We start from the raw sequence: 17,255 nt of genomic DNA on the forward strand, positions 1-17,255 counted from the left end.
CATCCACATCGCAAACGTCGGCGTGCGCTCTGGCAGCCATCCGGCGCAGAGTGGAGAGGGCGGGGCGCCGACGACGGCGCCCCGAGGACGAAGGAGGTCCGAGTGATCGACAAACAGGTGGCCGATGCCGCACAGGCGGTGGCCGACATCCCCGACGGGGCGACGATCGCCGTGGGAGGCTTCGGTCTCAGCGGCAACCCGATGGCGCTGATCGAGGCGCTGCTGGCCCAGGGCACGACCGACCTGTCGATCATCTCCAACAACTGCGGCGTCGACGACTGGGGACTCGGACTCCTGCTCGCCGCCCGCCGCATCCGCAAGATGACGTCGTCGTACGTCGGCGAGAACAAGGAGTTCGAGCGCCAGTTCCTCGAGGGCGACCTCGAGCTCGAGCTCACGCCGCAGGGCACTCTCGCCGAGAAGCTGCGGGCCGGCGGCGCCGGCATCGCCGCGTTCTTCACCCCGACGGGCGTCGGCACGCAGGTCGCCGACGGCGGGCTGCCGCGCCGCTACGACGGCAGCGGCGGCGTCGCCGTCGCGTCGCCGGCCAAGGAAGTGCGCACGTTCACCGTCGCGGGCGACGAGCGCGAGTACGTGCTCGAAGAGGGTCTCGTCGCCGACTATGCGCTCGTGCACGCCCTCCGCGGCGACCGGCACGGGAACCTCGTCTTCAACAAGGCCGCCCGCAACTTCAATCCGCTCGCGGCGATGAGCGGTCGCGTGTGCATCGCGCAGGTCGAGGAGCTCGTCGAGCCCGGCGAGATCGACGCCGACGCCGTGCACCTGCCCGGCATCTACGTGCACCGCGTCGTCGAGGTCGGCACGGGCATCGAGAAGCGCATCGAACGCCGCACCGTCTCGGTCGCGCAGGCGCTGAGTCGCGACATCCCGGAAGGAGCCTGACATGGCACTCACCCGCAACGAGATGGCGGCCCGCGCCGCCCGCGAACTTCCCGACGGGGCGTATGTGAATCTCGGGATCGGGCTGCCGACTCTCGTGCCGAACTACGTGCCCGAGGGGGTGACGGTCGTACTGCAGTCGGAGAACGGCATCCTCGGCGTCGGCCCCTATCCGACCGAGGAGAACGTCGACCCCGACCTCATCAACGCGGGCAAGGAGACGGTGACCCTCCTGCCCGGTGCCGCGTTCTTCGACTCGGCGACGAGCTTCGGAATGATCCGGGGCGGAAAGATCGACGCGGCGATCCTCGGCGCCATGCAGGTGTCGCGGGACGGCGACCTGGCGAACTGGATGATCCCCGGCAAGATGGTCAAGGGCCCGGGCGGCGCGATGGACCTCGTGCACGGCGCCGGGAAGCTCATCGTCCTCATGGAGCACGTGGCGAAGGACGGATCGGCGAAGATCGTGAACGAGTGCTCGCTGCCGCTCACCGGCAAGCGGGTCGTCGACCGCATCATCACGGATCTCGCCGTCATCGACGTGACCGACGACGGGCTCGTGCTCGTCGAGACCGCGCCGGGCGTCTCCGTCGAAGACGTCGTTGCGGCGACCGAACCGGAGCTGCGTATCGCAGCGGACCTTAAGGTGGGGGCATGAACACGGACGACGTCGTCATCGTGGCCGCGGCGCGCACGCCGCAGGGAAGGCTCAAGGGGCAGCTCGCCCCGCTGAGCGCCGTGGAACTCGGCAGCGCCGCGATCGCCGGTGCGCTCCAGAAGGGCGGCATCCCCGCCGAGGCGGTGGACGCGGTGCTGGTCGGACAGGTGCTTCCCGCCGGAGCCGGGCAGAACCCCGCGCGTCAGGCGGCGATCGGCGCCGGCATCGGCTGGGACGTGCACGCCGGATCGGTCAACAAGGTCTGCCTGTCGGGGCTCACGGCCGTGATCGACGGGGCACGGATGCTGCGGCTCGGCGACGCGACGGTCGTCGTGGCAGCCGGCATGGAGTCGATGACGCGCTCCCCGCACCTGCTCCTGGGATCGCGCGACGGATGGTCGTACGGCACTGTCGAGGTGCTCGACCACATGGCGTACGACGGACTCACCGACGCGTATGACCGCGAGAGCATGGGCGCGTCGACGGAGCGTCTCAACGAGAAGTACGAGGTGACCCGGGAGCAGCAGGATGCCGTGGCCGCGCGTTCGCACCAGCGTGCGGCGGCAGCGTGGGACGCCGGTGTCTTCGAGGACGAGATCGTGCCCGTGCAGGTTCCGCAGCGGCGCGGTGAGCCGGTGACGGTGAACCGCGACGAGGGAATCCGCCCCGACACGACGACGGAGTCGCTCGCCGGACTCCGGGGAGCCTTCGCCGCCGGTGGGTCGATCACGGCGGGCAACTCCTCACAGATCTCCGACGGCGCCTCGGCCGTCGTCCTCACGACGCGGTCGCACGCCGACGAGAACGGCTGGGACGTGCTGGCCGTCGTCGGCGCGTCGGGTCAGGTGGCCGGGCCGGACAATTCGCTCCACGCCCAGCCCGCCCGGGCGATCGAGAAGGCGCTGGCCAAGCAGGGGATCTCGACCGACGATCTTGATCTCGTCGAGATCAACGAGGCGTTCGGCGCCGTCGTGGCACGCTCGCAGCGCGAGCTCGGGCTGTCGGACGACATCGTGAACATCCACGGCGGCGGCATCGCGATCGGCCACCCGATCGGCGCGAGCGGCAACCGCCTCGTCGTGCATGCGGTGCACGAGCTGGTCCGGCGGGGAAGCGGCACGGCGGCGGTCGCGCTGTGCGGCGGTGGCGGCCAGGGCGACGCGCTCATCCTCACCCGTTGACGAGGGGCGGACGCTGCTGCGTCAGCGCTCGACGCGCTTGCGCAGCAGCTTCTGCTCGCGACCCGAGACGGGGGAGTCGCCGGGGGCGAGGTGGCCGGTGCCGGCACGGCGGGTGTCGACGATGGCGCCGATCGCGAGCGCGAGGGTGATCGCCCAGCTCGCCCAGGCGAGCGCCGTGCGCCACGTGAACCGTTCGCCCTCGCGCATCGCCTTGAGCAACGTCATTCCACTGGTGAAGGCGCTGATGATGCCCGTTCCGAAGAGGTACTTGCGCATTCCTCCACGCTAGCGGTCGCCGCGCTGTGTCGCACTGCTGCGCCCGCGTCGCCGCCCGCCCGCTGTTAGCCTGAAGGGGCATTCGGAACACGGAAGCGGGCTGAATATGACGCAGGCAGAATTGGTCGTCGTCGCCAACCGACTCCCCGTCGATCGCGACGAGGACGGCGGCTGGCGGCCTTCCCCCGGAGGGCTGGTCGCGGCGCTCGAGCCCGTCATGCGGCGGGCGCACGGGGCGTGGGTGGGATGGGCCGGCCAGGCCGATCTGGAGCTCGACGAGTTCGATGCCGACGGCACGCACCTCGTGCCCGTCACCCTGAGCGCCGACGACGTCCAGCTGTACTACGAGGGCTTCTCGAACGACACCATCTGGCCGCTCTACCATGATGTGATCGCCGCGCCGCGCTACCGCCGTGAGTGGTGGAACGCCTACGTCTCGGTCAACGCCCGATTCGCCGACGCCGCAGCGGCGGCCGCTGCGCCCGACGCCACCGTGTGGGTGCAGGACTATCAGCTGCAGCTCGTGCCGAAGATGCTGCGCGAACGCCGCCCCGATCTGACGATCGGCTACTTCCACCACATTCCGTTCCCGGCATACGGACTCTTCTCGCAGCTGCCTTGGCGACGCCAGGTGATCGAGGGGCTGCTCGGCGCCGACGTGATCGGCTTCCAGCGGGTCGCCGACGCGAGCAACTTCGCCCGTGCCGTACGCCGGCAGTTCCGCTACGAGACGCGCGCCAGCGGCATCCGGGTCCCCACCGAAGACGGCTCCACCCGGATCGCCGTCGCCAAGGCGTTCCCCATCTCGATCGACGCGGCCACCTACATCGAGATGGCGCACCGCCCCGACATCCGGGAGCGTGCCCGGCAGATCCGCGAAGAGCTCGGCAACCCCGAGAAGGTGCTCCTCGGCGTCGACCGCCTCGACTACACGAAGGGCATCCGCCACCGGATGAAGGCCTTCGGCGAGCTGCTCGAGGACGACCGCCTCTCGGTCGAGCGCGCGACGCTCGTGCAGGTTGCGAGCCCGAGCCGCGAGCGGGTCGCCGCCTATGTGCAGCTGCGCGACGAGATCGAGCTCATGGTCGGGCGCGTGAACGGCACGTTCGACACGATGGGGCACACCGCGATCCGCTACCTGCACCAGGCGTTCCCGCGCGAGGAGATGGTCGCGCTGTACCTCGCCGCCGACGTGATGCTCGTCACGGCGCTGCGCGACGGCATGAACCTCGTCGCCAAGGAGTACGTCGCGACGCGCACCGACAACCGCGGCGTGCTCGTCCTCAGCGAGTTCACCGGAGCCGCCGATGAGCTCGGCAGCGCGATCCGCATCAACCCGCACGACATCGAGGGGCTGAAGGACGCCATCATGACGGCCGTCGACATGCCGCCCGCCGAACAGGGCCGGCGCATGCGCAAGCTGCGGCGCCGCGTGCAGGAGCACGACGTCGAGGCGTGGTCGCGCGAGTTCCTGGAGGCTCTCGCGCACGCGCGGGAGCAGAACGCGTCGTGATGGGGGAGGCTCAGAAGGATGCGGCGCAGGATGCCCTCGCGATCCTCGCCGACGCCCGGCGGCTGCTGATCGCGCTCGACTTCGACGGCACTCTCTCGCCGCTGGAGGACGAGCCGATGGACGCGCGGATGCTGCCCGCCGCCCGCACCGCCCTCGACGCCCTCACCGCGCTGCCCGACACCTGGGTCGCGCTCGTCTCGGGGCGCAGCCTCCGTGACCTGCGCGTGATCGCGGAGCACCGCGACGACGCGCGCATCCTGCTGGCGGGCTCCCACGGCGCGGAGTACTGGACGCCCGACGGCGGGCTCGCCGAGCCCGAGGAGGAGCCGGCCGACGTCGTGCTGCGCGACCGGCTGCGCGCCGCCGCCGAAGAGGCCACGCGCGGCCTTGCGGGCGTCTGGATCGAGCCGAAGACGTTCGGGTTCGGCGTGCACACGCGGACGGCGAGCGAGCACGATGCGCGGGTCGCGGACGACGCGGCGGACGCGATCGTGGCCGCCGGCGCCCCGCATTGGCGCCGGCGCACCGGCCACAACATCGTCGAGTACGCGTTCCGCGACGAGGGGAAGGACACCGCTGTCGCGCACCTGCGCGAGCTGACCGGGGCCGACGCCGTACTGTTCGCGGGTGACGACGTCACCGACGAGGACGCACTGCGCAGCCTCGGCCGCGGCGACGTCGGAGTCCACGTCGGGCTGGGCGCCGCGACCGCGGCATCCGTCGTGCTGCCCGACATCCCCGCGTTCGCCTCGTTCCTCGCCGAGCTCGCGGCGCTCCGCGGTGTGCGGGTCGCGGAATAGACTGCGGTCATGGCTGAGCCGGAGCGCACCATCGACATCAAGCCGCGCAGCCGCGTCGTCACCGACGGGATCGAGGCGACCACGTCGCGCGGCATGCTGCGCGGCGTCGGCATGGGCGACGACGACTGGGACAAACCGCAGATCGGCATCGCGTCGAGCTGGAACGAGATCACCCCCTGCAACCTGAGCCTCGACCGGCTCGCGCAGGGCGCGAAGGCGGGCGTCCACGCCGGCGGCGGGTATCCGCTGCAGTTCGGCACGATCTCGGTGTCCGACGGCATCTCGATGGGACATGAGGGGATGCACTTCTCGCTCGTCTCGCGCGAGGTCATCGCCGACTCGGTCGAGACCGTCGTGATGGCCGAGCGCCTCGACGGCACGGTGCTCCTGGCCGGCTGCGACAAGTCCATTCCCGGGATGCTGATGGCATCGGCCCGCCTCGACCTGTCGAGCGTCTTCCTGTACGCCGGGTCGATCGCGCCCGGCTGGGTGAAGCTCTCGGACGGGACCGAGAAGGAGATCACGATCATCGACTCCTTCGAGGGCGTCGGCGCGTGCATGGCGGGACGGATGAGCGAGGCCGATCTCAAGCGCATCGAATGCTCGTTCGCGCCGGGCGAAGGGGCCTGCGGAGGGATGTACACCGCGAACACCATGGCGTCGGTGGCCGAGGCGCTCGGCCTGAGCCTCCCCGGCTCGGCTGCCCCGCCGTCGGCCGACCGCCGGCGCGACCACTTCGCGCAGCGGTCAGGGGAGGCGGTGGTGAACCTGCTGCGGCAGGGCATCACGACCCGCGACATCCTCACCATCGAGGCGTTCGAGAACGCGATCGCGCTCGCAATGGCCCTCGGCGGATCGACGAACGTGGTGCTCCACCTGCTCGCGATCGCGCACGAGGCCGGGGTCGAGCTGACGCTCCACGACTTCAACCGCATCGGCGCGAAGGTGCCGCACATCGCCGACATGAAGCCGTACGGCCGCTTCGTGATGAACGACGTCGACAAGCACGGCGGCATCCCGGTCGTGATGAAGGCGATGCTCGATGCCGGACTGCTGCACGGCGACGCGCTGACCGTCACCGGCAAGACGCTCGCCGAGAACATCGCCGAGCTCGACCCCGACCCGGTCGACGGCACCGTCATCCACTCCCTGTCCGACCCGCTGCATGCGACCGGCGGCATCACGATCCTGCACGGGTCGCTCGCGCCGGACGGAGCGGTCGTGAAGACCGCCGGCTTCGACGCCGCGGTGTTCGAAGGTCCGGCTCGGGTGTTCGAGCGCGAGCGCGCCGCGATGGATGCGTTGGAGGCCGGCGAGATCGCGGCGGGAGACGTCGTCGTGATCCGCTACGAGGGGCCGAAGGGCGGCCCCGGGATGCGCGAGATGCTGGCTATCACCGCCGCCATCAAGGGCGCGGGGCTCGGAAAAGATGTATTACTCTTGACGGACGGTCGATTCTCCGGCGGCACAACCGGCCTGTGCATCGGCCACATAGCACCCGAGGCGGTGGACGAAGGTCCGATCGCCCTGGTGCGCGATGGTGATCTGATACGGGTCGATATCGCGGCTCGCACTCTCGACATACTCGTCGACGATGCCGAGCTGAGCTCCCGCAAAGAGGGATGGGAGCCTCTGCAACCGCGCTATACCCGAGGCGTCTTGGCCAAGTACTCCCGGCTCGTGCGCTCTGCCGCGCAGGGCGCCGTCACGGGGTAGGCCCACTCGATTCCCTGTCAGTCCGCTCATACGAGGAAGATCACCATGCCTGCAGACACCACTGCGGCCGTGCCACGGCCGCCCGCCCGCACCGCGCATGCGCCCGTGCTCACGGGCGCTCAGGCGGTCGTCCGCTCCCTTGAACTGCTCGGGATCACCGATGTGTTCGGTCTGCCGGGCGGCGCCATCCTCCCGGTGTACGACCCGCTCATGGACGCATCCGACATCCGCCACATCCTCGTGCGCCACGAGCAGGGCGCCGGTCACGCGGCCGAGGGGTACGCGTCGGCGTCGGGCAAGGTCGGCGTCGCGATCGCGACGTCGGGCCCGGGCGCGACCAACCTCGTGACCGCGATCGCCGACGCGTACATGGACTCGGTGCCGCTGCTGGCGATCACCGGACAGGTCTTCAGCACGCTCATGGGCACCGACGCGTTCCAGGAGGCCGACATCGTCGGCATCACGATGCCGATCACGAAGCACTCGTTCCTCGTGAAGGATGCCGCCGAGATCCCCGCGGCCATCGCCGCGGCGTACGAGATCGCCTCGACCGGCCGGCCCGGGCCGGTCCTCGTCGACATCACGAAGGACGCACAGCAGGCGGAGGTGCCGTTCGTGTGGCCGCCGAAGGTCGACCTGCCCGGCTACCGGCCGGTGACGAAGGCACACGGCAAGCAGATCCAGGCCGCCGCGCGGCTGCTCGCCCACGCCCACAAGCCGGTGCTCTACGTCGGCGGCGGCGTCATCCGCGCCGGTGCGGCCCCGGAGCTGCTGACCCTCGCCGAATCGACCGGGGCGCCGGTCGTGACGACGCTCATGGCGCGCGGTGCGTTCCCCGATTCGCACAAGCAGCACCTCGGCATGCCCGGCATGCACGGCACCGTTCCGGCGGTGCTCGCGCTGCAGGAGGCCGACCTCATCGTCGCCCTCGGCGCCCGGTTCGACGACCGCGTGACCGGCCGGGCCGCGCTGTTCGCGCCGCACGCCAAGGTGGTGCACGTCGACATCGACCCGGCTGAGATCTCCAAGATCCGCACCGCTGACGTGCCGATCGTGGGAGACCTGAAGGACGTGCTCGTCGACCTCGAGGTCGCGTTCCGCGGCGCGGTGGGCTCGGAGCGGCCCGACATCGAGGAGTGGTGGTCGTACCTCGACGGCCTGGTGCAGGAGTTCCCGCTCGGCTATGCGCCGACCAGCGACGGGCTGCTGTCGCCGCAGCACGTCATCCAGCGCGTCGGCGAGCTCACCGGCCCCGAGGCGGTGTACGCCGCCGGCGTCGGCCAGCACCAGATGTGGGCGGCGCAGTTCATCACCTACGAGCGGCCGAACTCCTGGCTGAACTCGGGCGGCGCGGGCACCATGGGGTACTCGGTGCCGGCGGCGATGGGGGCGAAGGTCGCCGAGCCCGACCGCGTCGTGTGGGCGATCGACGGTGACGGCTGCTTCCAGATGACGAACCAGGAGCTCGCGACCTGCGTCATCAACGACATCCCGATCAAGGTCGCGATCATCAACAACTCGTCGCTGGGCATGGTGCGGCAGTGGCAGACGCTGTTCTACGACGGCCGGCACTCCAACACCGACCTGAACACCGGCCACGGCACGATCCACGTGCCCGACTTCGTCAAGCTCGCCGAGGCGTACGGGTGCCTCGCACTGCGCGTGGAGAAGCCCGAGGACGTCGACGCCGCGATCAAGACCGCGCTCGAGACGAACGACCGCCCGGTCGTGATCGACTTCGTCGTGAGCGCCGACGCCATGGTGTGGCCGATGGTCCCGCAGGGCGTCAGCAACAGCTACATCCAGTACGCGCGCGACCACGCGCCGTCATTCGACCAGGAAGACTGAGGAGGGCGACATGACCCATCACGTGCTGAGCCTCCTCGTGGAGGACAAGCCCGGCCTGCTGACGCGCGTCGCGGGGCTGTTCGCGCGACGCGGCTTCAACATCTCGTCACTCGCCGTCGGCGTGACCGAGGTGCCCGGCCTGTCGCGCATCACCGTGGCCGTCGACGTCGAGGAGCAGCCGCTCGAACAGGTGACCAAGCAGCTGAACAAGCTCGTCAACGTCATCAAGATCGTCGAGCTCGAGCCGGCGGCGTCGGTGCAGCGGGAGCACATGCTCGTGAAGGTGCGCGCCGACAACGCGAACCGGTCGAACGTCCTCGAGGTCGTGAGCCTGTTCCGTGCCTCGGTCGTGGATTACGCGCCCGACGCGGTGGTCGTCGAGGTGACCGGCGACCAGGGCAAGGTCGACGCCTTCCTGCGTGCGCTCGAGCCCTTCGGCATCAAGGAGCTCGCGCAATCCGGCCTCGTCGCCATCGGCCGCGGTGGCAAGAGCATCACCGAACGCGTGCTGCGCGGCTGACAACCCATCGAACTGACAACCCAAGGAGAAACACCCATGCCCACTGAGATCTACCACGACGCCGACGCCGACCTCTCGATCATCCAGCGCAAGAAGGTCGCGATCGTCGGCTACGGCTCGCAGGGTCACGCGCACGCACTGAACCTGCGCGACTCGGGCGTCGAGGTCGCCATCGCGCTGAAGGAGGGCTCGCGCTCGATCCAGAAGGCGAGCGAGGCCGGCTTCGACGTGAAGACCGTCGCCGACGCGACCGACTGGGCCGACGTCATCGTCATCCTCGCCCCCGACCAGCACCAGCGCGGCATCTACGCCGACTCCATCAAGGAGCACCTCACCGAGGGCAAGACGCTCCTGTTCGCGCACGGCTTCAACATCCGGTTCGGATACATCCAGGCGCCCGAGGGCGTCGACGTCGTCATGGTCGCGCCGAAGGGGCCGGGCCACACCGTGCGCCGCGAGTACGAAGCCGGTCGCGGCGTTCCCGTGATCGTCGCGGTCGAGAAGGATGCGTCGGGCAGCGCCTGGGACACCGCGTGGTCGTACGCCAAGGCGATCGGGGGCCTCCGCGCCGGCGGCATCAAGACGACCTTCACCGAGGAGACCGAGACCGACCTGTTCGGCGAGCAGGCCGTGCTCTGCGGCGGCGTGTCGCAGCTCATCCAGTACGGATTCGAGACGCTGGTCGAGGCGGGCTATCAGCCCCAGATCGCGTACTTCGAGGTGCTGCACGAGATGAAGCTCATCGTCGACCTCATCTGGGAGGGCGGCATCGCCAAGCAGCGCTGGAGCGTCTCGGACACCGCGGAGTACGGCGACTACGTCTCGGGTCCGCGCGTGATCGACCCGCGCGTCAAGGAGAACATGCAGGCCGTGCTCGCCGACATCCAGTCGGGCGCCTTCGCCGAGCGCTTCATCGCCGACCAGGACGCCGGGGCGCCGGAGTTCCTCGAGCTGCGCAAGAAGGGCGAGTCGCACCCGATCGAGGCCACGGGTCGCGAACTGCGTGCCCTGTTCGCCTGGAAGCAGCAGGACGAGGACTACACCGACGGATCCGTCGCCCGCTGATCGTCACGCACGCGGGGCCGGGGGAGTGATCCTCCGGGCCCGTCGTCGTGTCAGCGCAGCGTCTCGAGGTAGCCGCTGAGCGCGACGCCGGCAGCTCCCTGTGCGATCCCGGATTCCGACCACGTCACGACGTCGATGACGGGCGCAACGCCGAGCGTCGGCGTACTTCGGACGATCGCGTCGGTCATCGACGCACCGAAGGCGTCCCAGTGCTGCGCGGTCCGCCCGCTGACCCGGATGTGATCGATGCCGAGAAGCGTGCTGATCGCCCCGACCCCACGTCCGAGGATCTGCGCACGTTCTTCGACGAGCCGAACCGTAGGCGTGCTCAGATTCAGCTCCGCCCACTCCGAGGAGCTCTGTCCGGACGCGGCTCGGAGCTCGGAGTACCCGAACACCGTCTGCATGCAGCCACGGTTTCCACACCGGCACAGCTCCCCGCCGGGATCGAGACTGATATGGCCGAATTCGATGCTTCCATGTCGAACGCCGCGCACGATACTCCGGCCCGTGACGATGGCCATGCCGACGCCGTCGCTGATGTGGAGCAGGAGGAAGCTGTCTGGTACCGACGGAGCGAACGCGAGTTCGCGCTGTGCCAGGGCGATGACGTCGTTCTCCACGAAGACCGGGAAAGGTAGGAGCTTTCGAAGCTCGCGCCCCAGGGGATATTCGTGCCAGTCGAGCACCGTCGAGATTGCGACCGTGCCATCCGACGTGTCGACGACACCGGAGACCGTGACGCCCACCGCCGCGACCGGTCGGGCGCCGAGCGCCTCCTGCAGTCGTCCGGTCGCCGTGACCGTGGACGCTATCGGATCGTCCATCTCGATCGGCACCGTGCAGGTGTGCAGCACGTCGCCGCTGGCGGACACGGCCGCCCCCACGACGCTGCCGCGCTCGATCGATACGCCGAGGAGAACACCGGCGTCCTGCCGCGCTCTGAGCGGGATGCTGGGCCGTCCGCCCGTCGCTGCGCGCGGCGCGTCCTCGCGGACGAAACCGTGTTTGACGAGTGTGCGCACATGGGTGCCGACGGTCGCCGGCACGAGCCCGAGCTGAGCGGCGACGCGCTGCCTGCTCGCACCGGGCGACCGGACGATCTCGCTGAAGACGAGGGCTCGGTTGGAGGCTACCGCCGCCGCGCCAGGCGAGCCTTCCGTCGTGCCCCTCGTCTCGTGCGGCATCTCAGCGGCCTCGTTTCAATCGTGGACAGACATCGGATGTTCGGCTTGCGCCTCAGTAAGTATGGGGCTAAATTTACGTCACCATCAACCATACCGCCAGGACGCCCCGGGCGTTGCTGAGCATCTGCAATGGAGGAGACTCGCGTGTCGAAGTACAAGAAGGGCGCGGCGGCGATCGTTGCCGTCGCCGGTCTGGTCACGGGCCTGACGGCGTGCTCGGGCGGCTCGAGCGGCGACGCCAGCTCGGGTTCGCTCACCTGGAGCTTCTGGGATCAGGGCTCGTCCAACAGTTCCTGGCAGGGTCTTGCCGCCGACGTCCACAAGCAGGACTCGAAGTTGACCGTGAAACTGACGCAGACCCCGTTCGCGGACTATTTCACGAAGCTGCAGTCGCAGCTTGCCGCCGGGACGACCGCCTGCATCGTCAGCATGCAGAGCCTGCGTCTGCCGGCCTTCAGGGACGCACTCGAACCGCTCGGTCCGCTGATGAAGAAGGTCGGCTTCGACGAGTCGGAGTGGAACCCGGGAGCGCTCAAGGCGCTCCAGGTGGACGGCCAGCAGTACGCGATTCCGTACGGCCTCTCCACAATGGTGCTGTATTACAACAAGGACGCCTTCAAGAAGGCGGGGCTCCCCGAGCCGACGAACACATGGACGACCTCCGACTTCGAGGATGCGGCGAAGAAGGTCACGGAGGCGACCGGGAAGCCGGCCTTCGGCGAGTCGTTCTCGGATCTTCACATGTTCTCCATGCTGTTCGCGGACAACGGCGCGCGGCCCGTCACCGATGACGCGAAGCTCGATCTGACGAACCCGGCGATGAAGCAGGCGTTCACCTGGTACACGGAGCTCGCGACCAAGGACAAGGTGTCCTCGATCCCGGCCAGCGCATCCGACGTACCGTGGGGTGAGCAGCAGTTCGTCGCAGGGAACGTCGCGATGGCCGTCGACGGAGACTGGAACATCTCCTCCAACGCCACGCAGGCGAACTTCCCGGTCGGGGTCGTCGCCCTGCCGCAGGGCCCCAACGGTGGCGGCACGTACTCGGCCAACTCGGGATTCGGCATCTCGAAGAGCTGCTCGAACAAGGAGGCCGCCGCGAAGGCGATCTCGATCATCACGAGCGAGGCGGCCCAGGTTGAGCAGGCGAAGGCCGGCACGCATCCGGCTCGTGTCGCTGCGGACGACGCGTTCTTCACAGCACTGGCGTCCTCGACCGACGCGAAGAGCCCGGGCTACGCCGATCAGGCGAAGGCGGCGATGCAGGCCGCCAGCGCAAAGTCGGTGCCGTTCATCAGCACGCCGTCGTGGGATCAGACGACCAAGCTGATCGCGCGCGAGTTCATCCTCGCGTACTCGGGAAATGACAGCCCCGAGCAGGCTCTGCAGAACGTCCAGCAGTCCGCTCAGTGATCCATTGACGCACGGTGGGGCGGGCCGCATGCCCGCCCCGCCGGCAAGGAGGCATTCCTCATGACCGCAATTGCTCAGCGGGTCGTGGCTCGTGCGGGGAACCCGCGAGGGCGACGAGGCGATTCCGGTGCCGCGCTGGCGTTCCTCACGCCCAGCGCAGCCGGGCTGACGGTGTTCATCCTGTTCCCGTCCATCCTCGCGATCGTCACGAGTCTCTTCCACTGGCCGACATACGGAGAGATCTCGTTTGCCGGCGTGGACAACTATGCCCAGCTGTTCACCCCGCGCAGTGATTTCGGGCCGGCATTGCTGAACACCGTTCTCTTCACCGTGCTGATCGTCCCGATCAATCTCGTTCTCACGATCTCGGTCGCCTTCTGGGTCGCGTCGAGCCGGTTCCGACAGCTGTACCGTGTGCTCTTCTTCATCCCGGTGGTGACGCCGTCGGTCGCGACGGCGATCATCTGGAAGCTCCTCTATCAGCCTGGAGGCGTGCTCAGCTGGGTGGCGGGCCTTTTCGGGATGAGCCCGCCGAATTTCCTCGGATCGACCTCGAGCGCCCTGATATCGGTGGTGGTCGTGATCCTGTGGAACGGCTTCGGCTACAACATGCTCATCTTCTCCGCCGCCATCGACCAGCTTCCGGAAGATGTGCTGGCCGCGGCGGCACTCGACGGCGCCGGTCCGGTGCGCACTCTCTTCCGGATGAAGTTGCCACTGATGACGCCGGCGATCTTCTTCGCAACGACGGTGACACTCATCCAGTCGTTCCAGATCTTCAACGAACCGTACGTCATGACGGCCGGCGGCCCCGGCACCTCGACGATCACCGTTGTCATGAATGTCTATCAGACCGCCTTCCAGTCCGGACAGCTCGGACAGGCGGCAGCGCCGGCGATCGTGCTGTTCGCGCTGATTCTCATCGTCACGCTCGTTCAGTGGGCCGGACAGAAGAAGTGGGTGCACTATGAGTGAGCGATCATCGGTCGGCGCGCGTGCCGCGCGAAGAGCGGGACGTTCCGCGAACGAGATCGTGCTGGCGCTGGTCGCCCTGCTGTTCCTGTTCCCGGTGATCTTCACGATCACGTCCTCGTTCAAACCGAACAACGAGATCTTCCAGTCCCCGCCGACGCTGTGGGGGAGCGAGTTCCGCTGGGAGAACTACGCCGAGGTGTTCCAGAACGCACCGTTCCTGCGCTACATCCTCAACGGCATCATCCAGTCAGCCGGCGGCACGATCATCGTGCTCATCGTGTCGGCCCTTGCTGCCTATGCGTTCGGCATTCTGCGCTGGCGCGGGCGCGACCAGAGCATGCTCGCCTACTTGGCCACGATGATGATCCCGCAAGAGGTCCTTGTCATCCCGATGTTCCTGTTGATGCAGAAGTTCGGGTGGATCGACACTTGGCAGGCACTCATCCTGCCGTGGGCGTTCGGTGCGTTCGGCACGTTCTTGCTGCGCCAGTTCTTCTCCACCCTGCCGTACGAGCTGGTGGAGGCGTCCCGGATGGACGGCTGCAGCAACTGGCGCACGTTCTGGCAGATCATCCTCCCGCTGGCCCGACCGTCTCTGGCAGTCCTCGCGGTCTGGACGTTCATCACATACTGGAACAGCTTCCTGTGGCCGCTTATCGCTGTGAACGACATTCATGCGCTCGGCAATGTGCCGCTGGGTCTGCAGACCTTCTTCGGCGAGCATGGGGCGTCGTGGAACCTGATCATCGCGGCATCAGTGATATCCGTCGCTCCCACGCTGATCCTGCTGCTCGCGCTGCAGAAGCACCTGGTGAAGGGCATCGCCACCGTCGGACTGGCAGGCCGATGAGCGCCGGCGACAACCGTCCGAACGTCGTGGTGTTCCTCGCCGACGACCTCGGGTGGGGCGACCTCGGATGCTATGGCAGCACGGCGATCCCCACGCCGGTGCTCGACCGTCTCGCTTCTGAAGGCGCGCGCTACACCGACTGCCATGCGGCGTCGGCCGTGTGCACTCCGAGTCGATACAGCCTGCTGACCGGCGAGTATCCGTGGCGGTCGCCCTTGCAGGAGGGTGTGCTCGGCGGCACGGATCCGTCGATCCTGCGCGACAAGCAGCCGACACTCGCATCGATCCTCAAGACGGAGGGCTATTGCACCGGCGCCTTCGGAAAGTGGCACCTCGGCCTCGGCTGGACCCGCACCGACGGCACGAGACCTTCTGCCTTCGAAGGGCCGTTCCACTCGGATATGCAGGCGTCCGGACGCGATGTGGACTACACGGTTCCGTTCACCGACGGCCCGACCGCGCACGGATTCGACCGCTTCTTCGGGATCGCCGGCTCGCTCGACATGCCGCCGTACTGCTACCTCGATCAGGACCACACGGTCGGCGTCCCCAATCGCGAGAAGCACCCACTCGTGACGAGCCAGCGCCCGGGGCTGCAGGTGGATGACTGGGACGATCAACGCGTTGATCTGGAGATCACGCGCGTCGCGTGCGACTGGATCCGTGAGCAGGCGACGGCCGACCGTCCGTTCTTCGCCTACATCGCGTCGGCCGCTCCGCACCGCCCCTGCGTGCCGCCGGAGTTCGTGCAAGGCCTGTCGGACGCGGGCGCCCGCGGAGACGCGGTATGCCTGGTCGACTGGATGATCGGCCAGGTCCGCGCGGTGCTTGCTGAGACGGGCACCGCTGAGAACACGCTGGTCGTCTTCACGAGTGACAACGGAGCGCCGATGATGTTCCCCGAGGATGGCGATGTCGAAGTCCATCGTCCGAACGGTCCGTGGCGAGGACAGAAGGCAGACGCGTGGGAAGGCGGTCACCGCGTCCCGCTGATCGTCACCGGACCGGGTGTGAGACCGTGCACCGTGAACGACCCCGTCTCATTGCTTGATGTCCTCCCTACGTTGGCGCAGCTGGTCGGCGCCGGTGGGTCGATGAAGGCTGCGCACGTGCGCGACGGTGTCGTCTTGGCGGGGTTCGCTCCGACGCAGGACCGGGTGATCGGGCAACAGTCGTTCGACGGGGCGCTCGTGCTGCGGGAAGGACAGGACAAGGCCATCCTCTCGAACGGGACGGGAGGCTTCAGCGAACCGGTGGGACGTCCTGTGGCCGTGACCGCCGACGACGCGCAGTTCTATGACCTCGCACAGGACCCGGGGGAACGCGACAACCTCTGGGCAAGTCGGCGATCAGACGCCAGCGCGATGCTGGCCCGGTTCGTCGCAGACACCGGCTACTCTGCGAAGGCGGTCGCGCATGCCTGAGGCGCCGCTGATCGCCGGTATCGACATCGGGGGCACGAAGATCGCGGCCGTGCTGGCCGGCGCCGATGGAGCCGTGCATGCACGGAGAACAGTCGAGGCACCGGCTGCACGAGGCGGTGACGCCATGGCCGACGCCGCGGCATCGCTCGTGGACGACATGGTGCGAGCGACCCGTGCGACGGTCGTCGCCGCAGGCGTCGGTGCCGCCGGCGTCATCGACCACGAAGCCGGGGTCATCCGCACTGCTTCCGACATGTTCCGCGACTGGGCTGGATACCAGCTGGCAGGCGCCCTCACCGACCGGCTGGCACTGCCCGTGCGCGTCGAGAACGACGTGAACGCCTTCCTGCTGGGCGAGACCGTCTGGGGTGCCGCACGCGCGAGCGACGTTCTCGGGGTGATGCTCGGAACGGGCGTCGGCGGTGCGATCGTTCTGGACGGCGTTCTTCGCCATGGACCGCACGGAGCCGCCGGTGAGATCGGTCACACTCCCGGGTACGGCTCTCGCCGGTGCACGTGCGGTCAGAGCGGCCATCTCGAGACGGTCGCGTCGGGCACGTCGCTTGCCCGGCGATACTCCGAGAACACCGGCCGTCGAGTGGCCAGCGCGCGGGAGGTGGCTGACCGTGCTCGCTCCGGGGACGCAGAGGCCGAGGCGGTGTTCACCGCGGCGGGACGCGCGCTCGCGCTCGCCTGCGCCACAGTCGCGGGTATCGTCGAGGTCTCGACCGCCGTGATCGGCGGCGGCGTCACAAGGGCGTGGGACCTGCTCGAGCCGGCGATCGCCGAGACGCTCGTCACGGACGCCCCGATCTCCGGGGTTCCGCTGCGCATCGTGCGCGGCACCCTCGGCGGTGATGCCGTCGCCCTCGGCGCGGCGAGCGCCGCGCGCGCGCATCTTCTCGTCTCGACGCCGTGAGACCCGACCC

Annotated in this window: 16 protein-coding genes; 14 read left to right on the top strand and 2 right to left on the bottom strand. The window is 68.6% G+C overall.

Annotated features, from left to right (window positions below):
• The first annotated feature begins 102 nt into the window (after positions 1-102).
• From AC3RX1_RS05720 to AC3RX1_RS05730, 3 genes are read left to right on the top strand one after another with little or no spacing between them, the layout of a single operon-like run.
• Positions 103-903, top strand: a complete 801-nt coding sequence (locus AC3RX1_RS05720; RefSeq protein WP_491500278.1) for a CoA transferase subunit A — start codon at positions 103-105, stop codon at positions 901-903.
• Between the two features lies 1 nt (position 904).
• Positions 905-1,558 carry a CoA transferase subunit B gene (locus tag AC3RX1_RS05725; RefSeq protein ID WP_491500279.1) on the top strand — a complete coding sequence of 218 codons (654 nt, stop codon included), beginning with the start codon at positions 905-907 and terminating at the stop codon, positions 1,556-1,558.
• A complete protein-coding gene (locus tag AC3RX1_RS05730) occupies positions 1,555-2,739 on the top strand; it encodes an acetyl-CoA C-acetyltransferase (protein WP_491500280.1) in 1,185 nt (394 codons plus the stop codon). The genes AC3RX1_RS05725 and AC3RX1_RS05730 overlap by 4 nt, the downstream gene beginning before the upstream one ends.
• A gap of 21 nt (positions 2,740-2,760) precedes the next feature.
• Here AC3RX1_RS05730 and AC3RX1_RS05735 read toward each other — a convergent pair whose 3' ends face one another.
• Complete coding sequence (locus AC3RX1_RS05735; RefSeq protein ID WP_491500281.1) at positions 2,761-3,015, bottom strand: hypothetical protein; 255 nt, start codon at positions 3,013-3,015, stop codon at positions 2,761-2,763.
• Between the two features lie 106 nt (positions 3,016-3,121).
• Between AC3RX1_RS05735 and AC3RX1_RS05740 the strand changes: the two genes are divergently transcribed.
• Genes AC3RX1_RS05740 through ilvC form a run of 6 tightly spaced genes read left to right on the top strand, consistent with a single transcriptional unit; the run spans position 3,122 to position 10,477 of the window.
• Positions 3,122-4,528 (top strand): alpha,alpha-trehalose-phosphate synthase (UDP-forming), encoded by a 1,407-nt coding sequence (locus AC3RX1_RS05740; protein WP_491500282.1) that lies wholly within the window; start codon positions 3,122-3,124, stop codon positions 4,526-4,528.
• Positions 4,528-5,328, top strand: a complete 801-nt coding sequence (otsB, locus tag AC3RX1_RS05745; protein WP_491500283.1) for a trehalose-phosphatase — start codon at positions 4,528-4,530, stop codon at positions 5,326-5,328. Before AC3RX1_RS05740 ends, otsB begins: the two co-directional genes overlap by 1 nt.
• Before the next feature lie 9 nt (positions 5,329-5,337).
• On the top strand, positions 5,338-7,044 hold the full coding sequence (gene ilvD, locus AC3RX1_RS05750) for a dihydroxy-acid dehydratase (protein ID WP_491500284.1): 1,707 nt from the start codon (positions 5,338-5,340) through the stop codon (positions 7,042-7,044).
• Positions 7,045-7,089: 45 nt separating this feature from the next.
• The gene (locus AC3RX1_RS05755) at positions 7,090-8,892 is read left to right on the top strand and encodes an acetolactate synthase large subunit (protein WP_491500285.1); all 1,803 of its coding nucleotides are present in this window, start codon (positions 7,090-7,092) and stop codon (positions 8,890-8,892) included.
• A 10-nt stretch (positions 8,893-8,902) separates the two neighbouring features.
• The gene (gene ilvN / locus AC3RX1_RS05760) at positions 8,903-9,412 is read left to right on the top strand and encodes an acetolactate synthase small subunit (protein WP_491500286.1); all 510 of its coding nucleotides are present in this window, start codon (positions 8,903-8,905) and stop codon (positions 9,410-9,412) included.
• Between the two features lie 36 nt (positions 9,413-9,448).
• Complete coding sequence (gene ilvC / locus AC3RX1_RS05765; RefSeq protein WP_491500287.1) at positions 9,449-10,477, top strand: ketol-acid reductoisomerase; 1,029 nt, start codon at positions 9,449-9,451, stop codon at positions 10,475-10,477.
• Between the two features lie 50 nt (positions 10,478-10,527).
• On the opposite strand, the gene AC3RX1_RS05770 is transcribed toward ilvC, so the two are convergent.
• Positions 10,528-11,664 carry an ROK family protein gene (locus AC3RX1_RS05770; protein ID WP_491500288.1) on the bottom strand — a complete coding sequence of 379 codons (1,137 nt, stop codon included), beginning with the start codon at positions 11,662-11,664 and terminating at the stop codon, positions 10,528-10,530.
• Between the two features lie 144 nt (positions 11,665-11,808).
• On the opposite strand from AC3RX1_RS05770, the gene AC3RX1_RS05775 reads away from it, so the two are divergent.
• The 5 genes from AC3RX1_RS05775 to AC3RX1_RS05795 are packed head-to-tail and all read left to right on the top strand — an operon-like array spanning position 11,809 to position 17,245.
• Positions 11,809-13,077, top strand: a complete 1,269-nt coding sequence (locus AC3RX1_RS05775) for an ABC transporter substrate-binding protein (RefSeq protein WP_491500289.1) — start codon at positions 11,809-11,811, stop codon at positions 13,075-13,077.
• Between the two features lie 60 nt (positions 13,078-13,137).
• Positions 13,138-14,052, top strand: coding sequence for a carbohydrate ABC transporter permease (locus AC3RX1_RS05780; RefSeq protein WP_491500290.1), 915 nt, complete (start codon positions 13,138-13,140; stop codon positions 14,050-14,052).
• The gene (locus AC3RX1_RS05785; protein ID WP_491500291.1) at positions 14,045-14,902 is read left to right on the top strand and encodes a carbohydrate ABC transporter permease; all 858 of its coding nucleotides are present in this window, start codon (positions 14,045-14,047) and stop codon (positions 14,900-14,902) included. Before AC3RX1_RS05780 ends, AC3RX1_RS05785 begins: the two co-directional genes overlap by 8 nt.
• Entirely contained in the window at positions 14,899-16,326 is a 1,428-nt protein-coding gene (locus AC3RX1_RS05790; RefSeq protein WP_491500292.1) for a sulfatase family protein, read from the top strand. Before AC3RX1_RS05785 ends, AC3RX1_RS05790 begins: the two co-directional genes overlap by 4 nt.
• Positions 16,319-17,245, top strand: coding sequence for an ROK family protein (locus AC3RX1_RS05795; RefSeq protein ID WP_491500293.1), 927 nt, complete (start codon positions 16,319-16,321; stop codon positions 17,243-17,245). Before AC3RX1_RS05790 ends, AC3RX1_RS05795 begins: the two co-directional genes overlap by 8 nt.
• Positions 17,246-17,255 lie beyond the last annotated feature (10 nt).

Source organism: Microbacterium altimontanum (genome assembly GCF_058349865.2).

What these genes read in the sequence shown, in the direction of transcription:
- ilvD (WP_491500284.1), top strand. Translation starts at nt 5,338, where the DNA reads ATGGCTGAGCCGGAGCGCACCATCGACATCAAGCCGCGCAGCCGCGTC.
- ilvN (WP_491500286.1), top strand. Translation starts at nt 8,903, where the DNA reads ATGACCCATCACGTGCTGAGCCTCCTCGTGGAGGACAAGCCCGGCCTG.
- ilvC (WP_491500287.1), top strand. Translation starts at nt 9,449, where the DNA reads ATGCCCACTGAGATCTACCACGACGCCGACGCCGACCTCTCGATCATC.
- AC3RX1_RS05785 (WP_491500291.1), top strand. Translation starts at nt 14,045, where the DNA reads ATGAGTGAGCGATCATCGGTCGGCGCGCGTGCCGCGCGAAGAGCGGGA.
- AC3RX1_RS05755 (WP_491500285.1), top strand. Translation starts at nt 7,090, where the DNA reads ATGCCTGCAGACACCACTGCGGCCGTGCCACGGCCGCCCGCCCGCACC.
- AC3RX1_RS05790 (WP_491500292.1), top strand. Translation starts at nt 14,899, where the DNA reads ATGAGCGCCGGCGACAACCGTCCGAACGTCGTGGTGTTCCTCGCCGAC.
- AC3RX1_RS05730 (WP_491500280.1), top strand. Translation starts at nt 1,555, where the DNA reads ATGAACACGGACGACGTCGTCATCGTGGCCGCGGCGCGCACGCCGCAG.
- AC3RX1_RS05725 (WP_491500279.1), top strand. Translation starts at nt 905, where the DNA reads ATGGCACTCACCCGCAACGAGATGGCGGCCCGCGCCGCCCGCGAACTT.
- AC3RX1_RS05795 (WP_491500293.1), top strand. Translation starts at nt 16,319, where the DNA reads ATGCCTGAGGCGCCGCTGATCGCCGGTATCGACATCGGGGGCACGAAG.
- AC3RX1_RS05770 (WP_491500288.1), bottom strand. Translation starts at nt 11,664, where the DNA reads ATGCCGCACGAGACGAGGGGCACGACGGAAGGCTCGCCTGGCGCGGCG.
- AC3RX1_RS05735 (WP_491500281.1), bottom strand. Translation starts at nt 3,015, where the DNA reads ATGCGCAAGTACCTCTTCGGAACGGGCATCATCAGCGCCTTCACCAGT.
- AC3RX1_RS05780 (WP_491500290.1), top strand. Translation starts at nt 13,138, where the DNA reads ATGACCGCAATTGCTCAGCGGGTCGTGGCTCGTGCGGGGAACCCGCGA.
- AC3RX1_RS05740 (WP_491500282.1), top strand. Translation starts at nt 3,122, where the DNA reads ATGACGCAGGCAGAATTGGTCGTCGTCGCCAACCGACTCCCCGTCGAT.
- otsB (WP_491500283.1), top strand. Translation starts at nt 4,528, where the DNA reads ATGGGGGAGGCTCAGAAGGATGCGGCGCAGGATGCCCTCGCGATCCTC.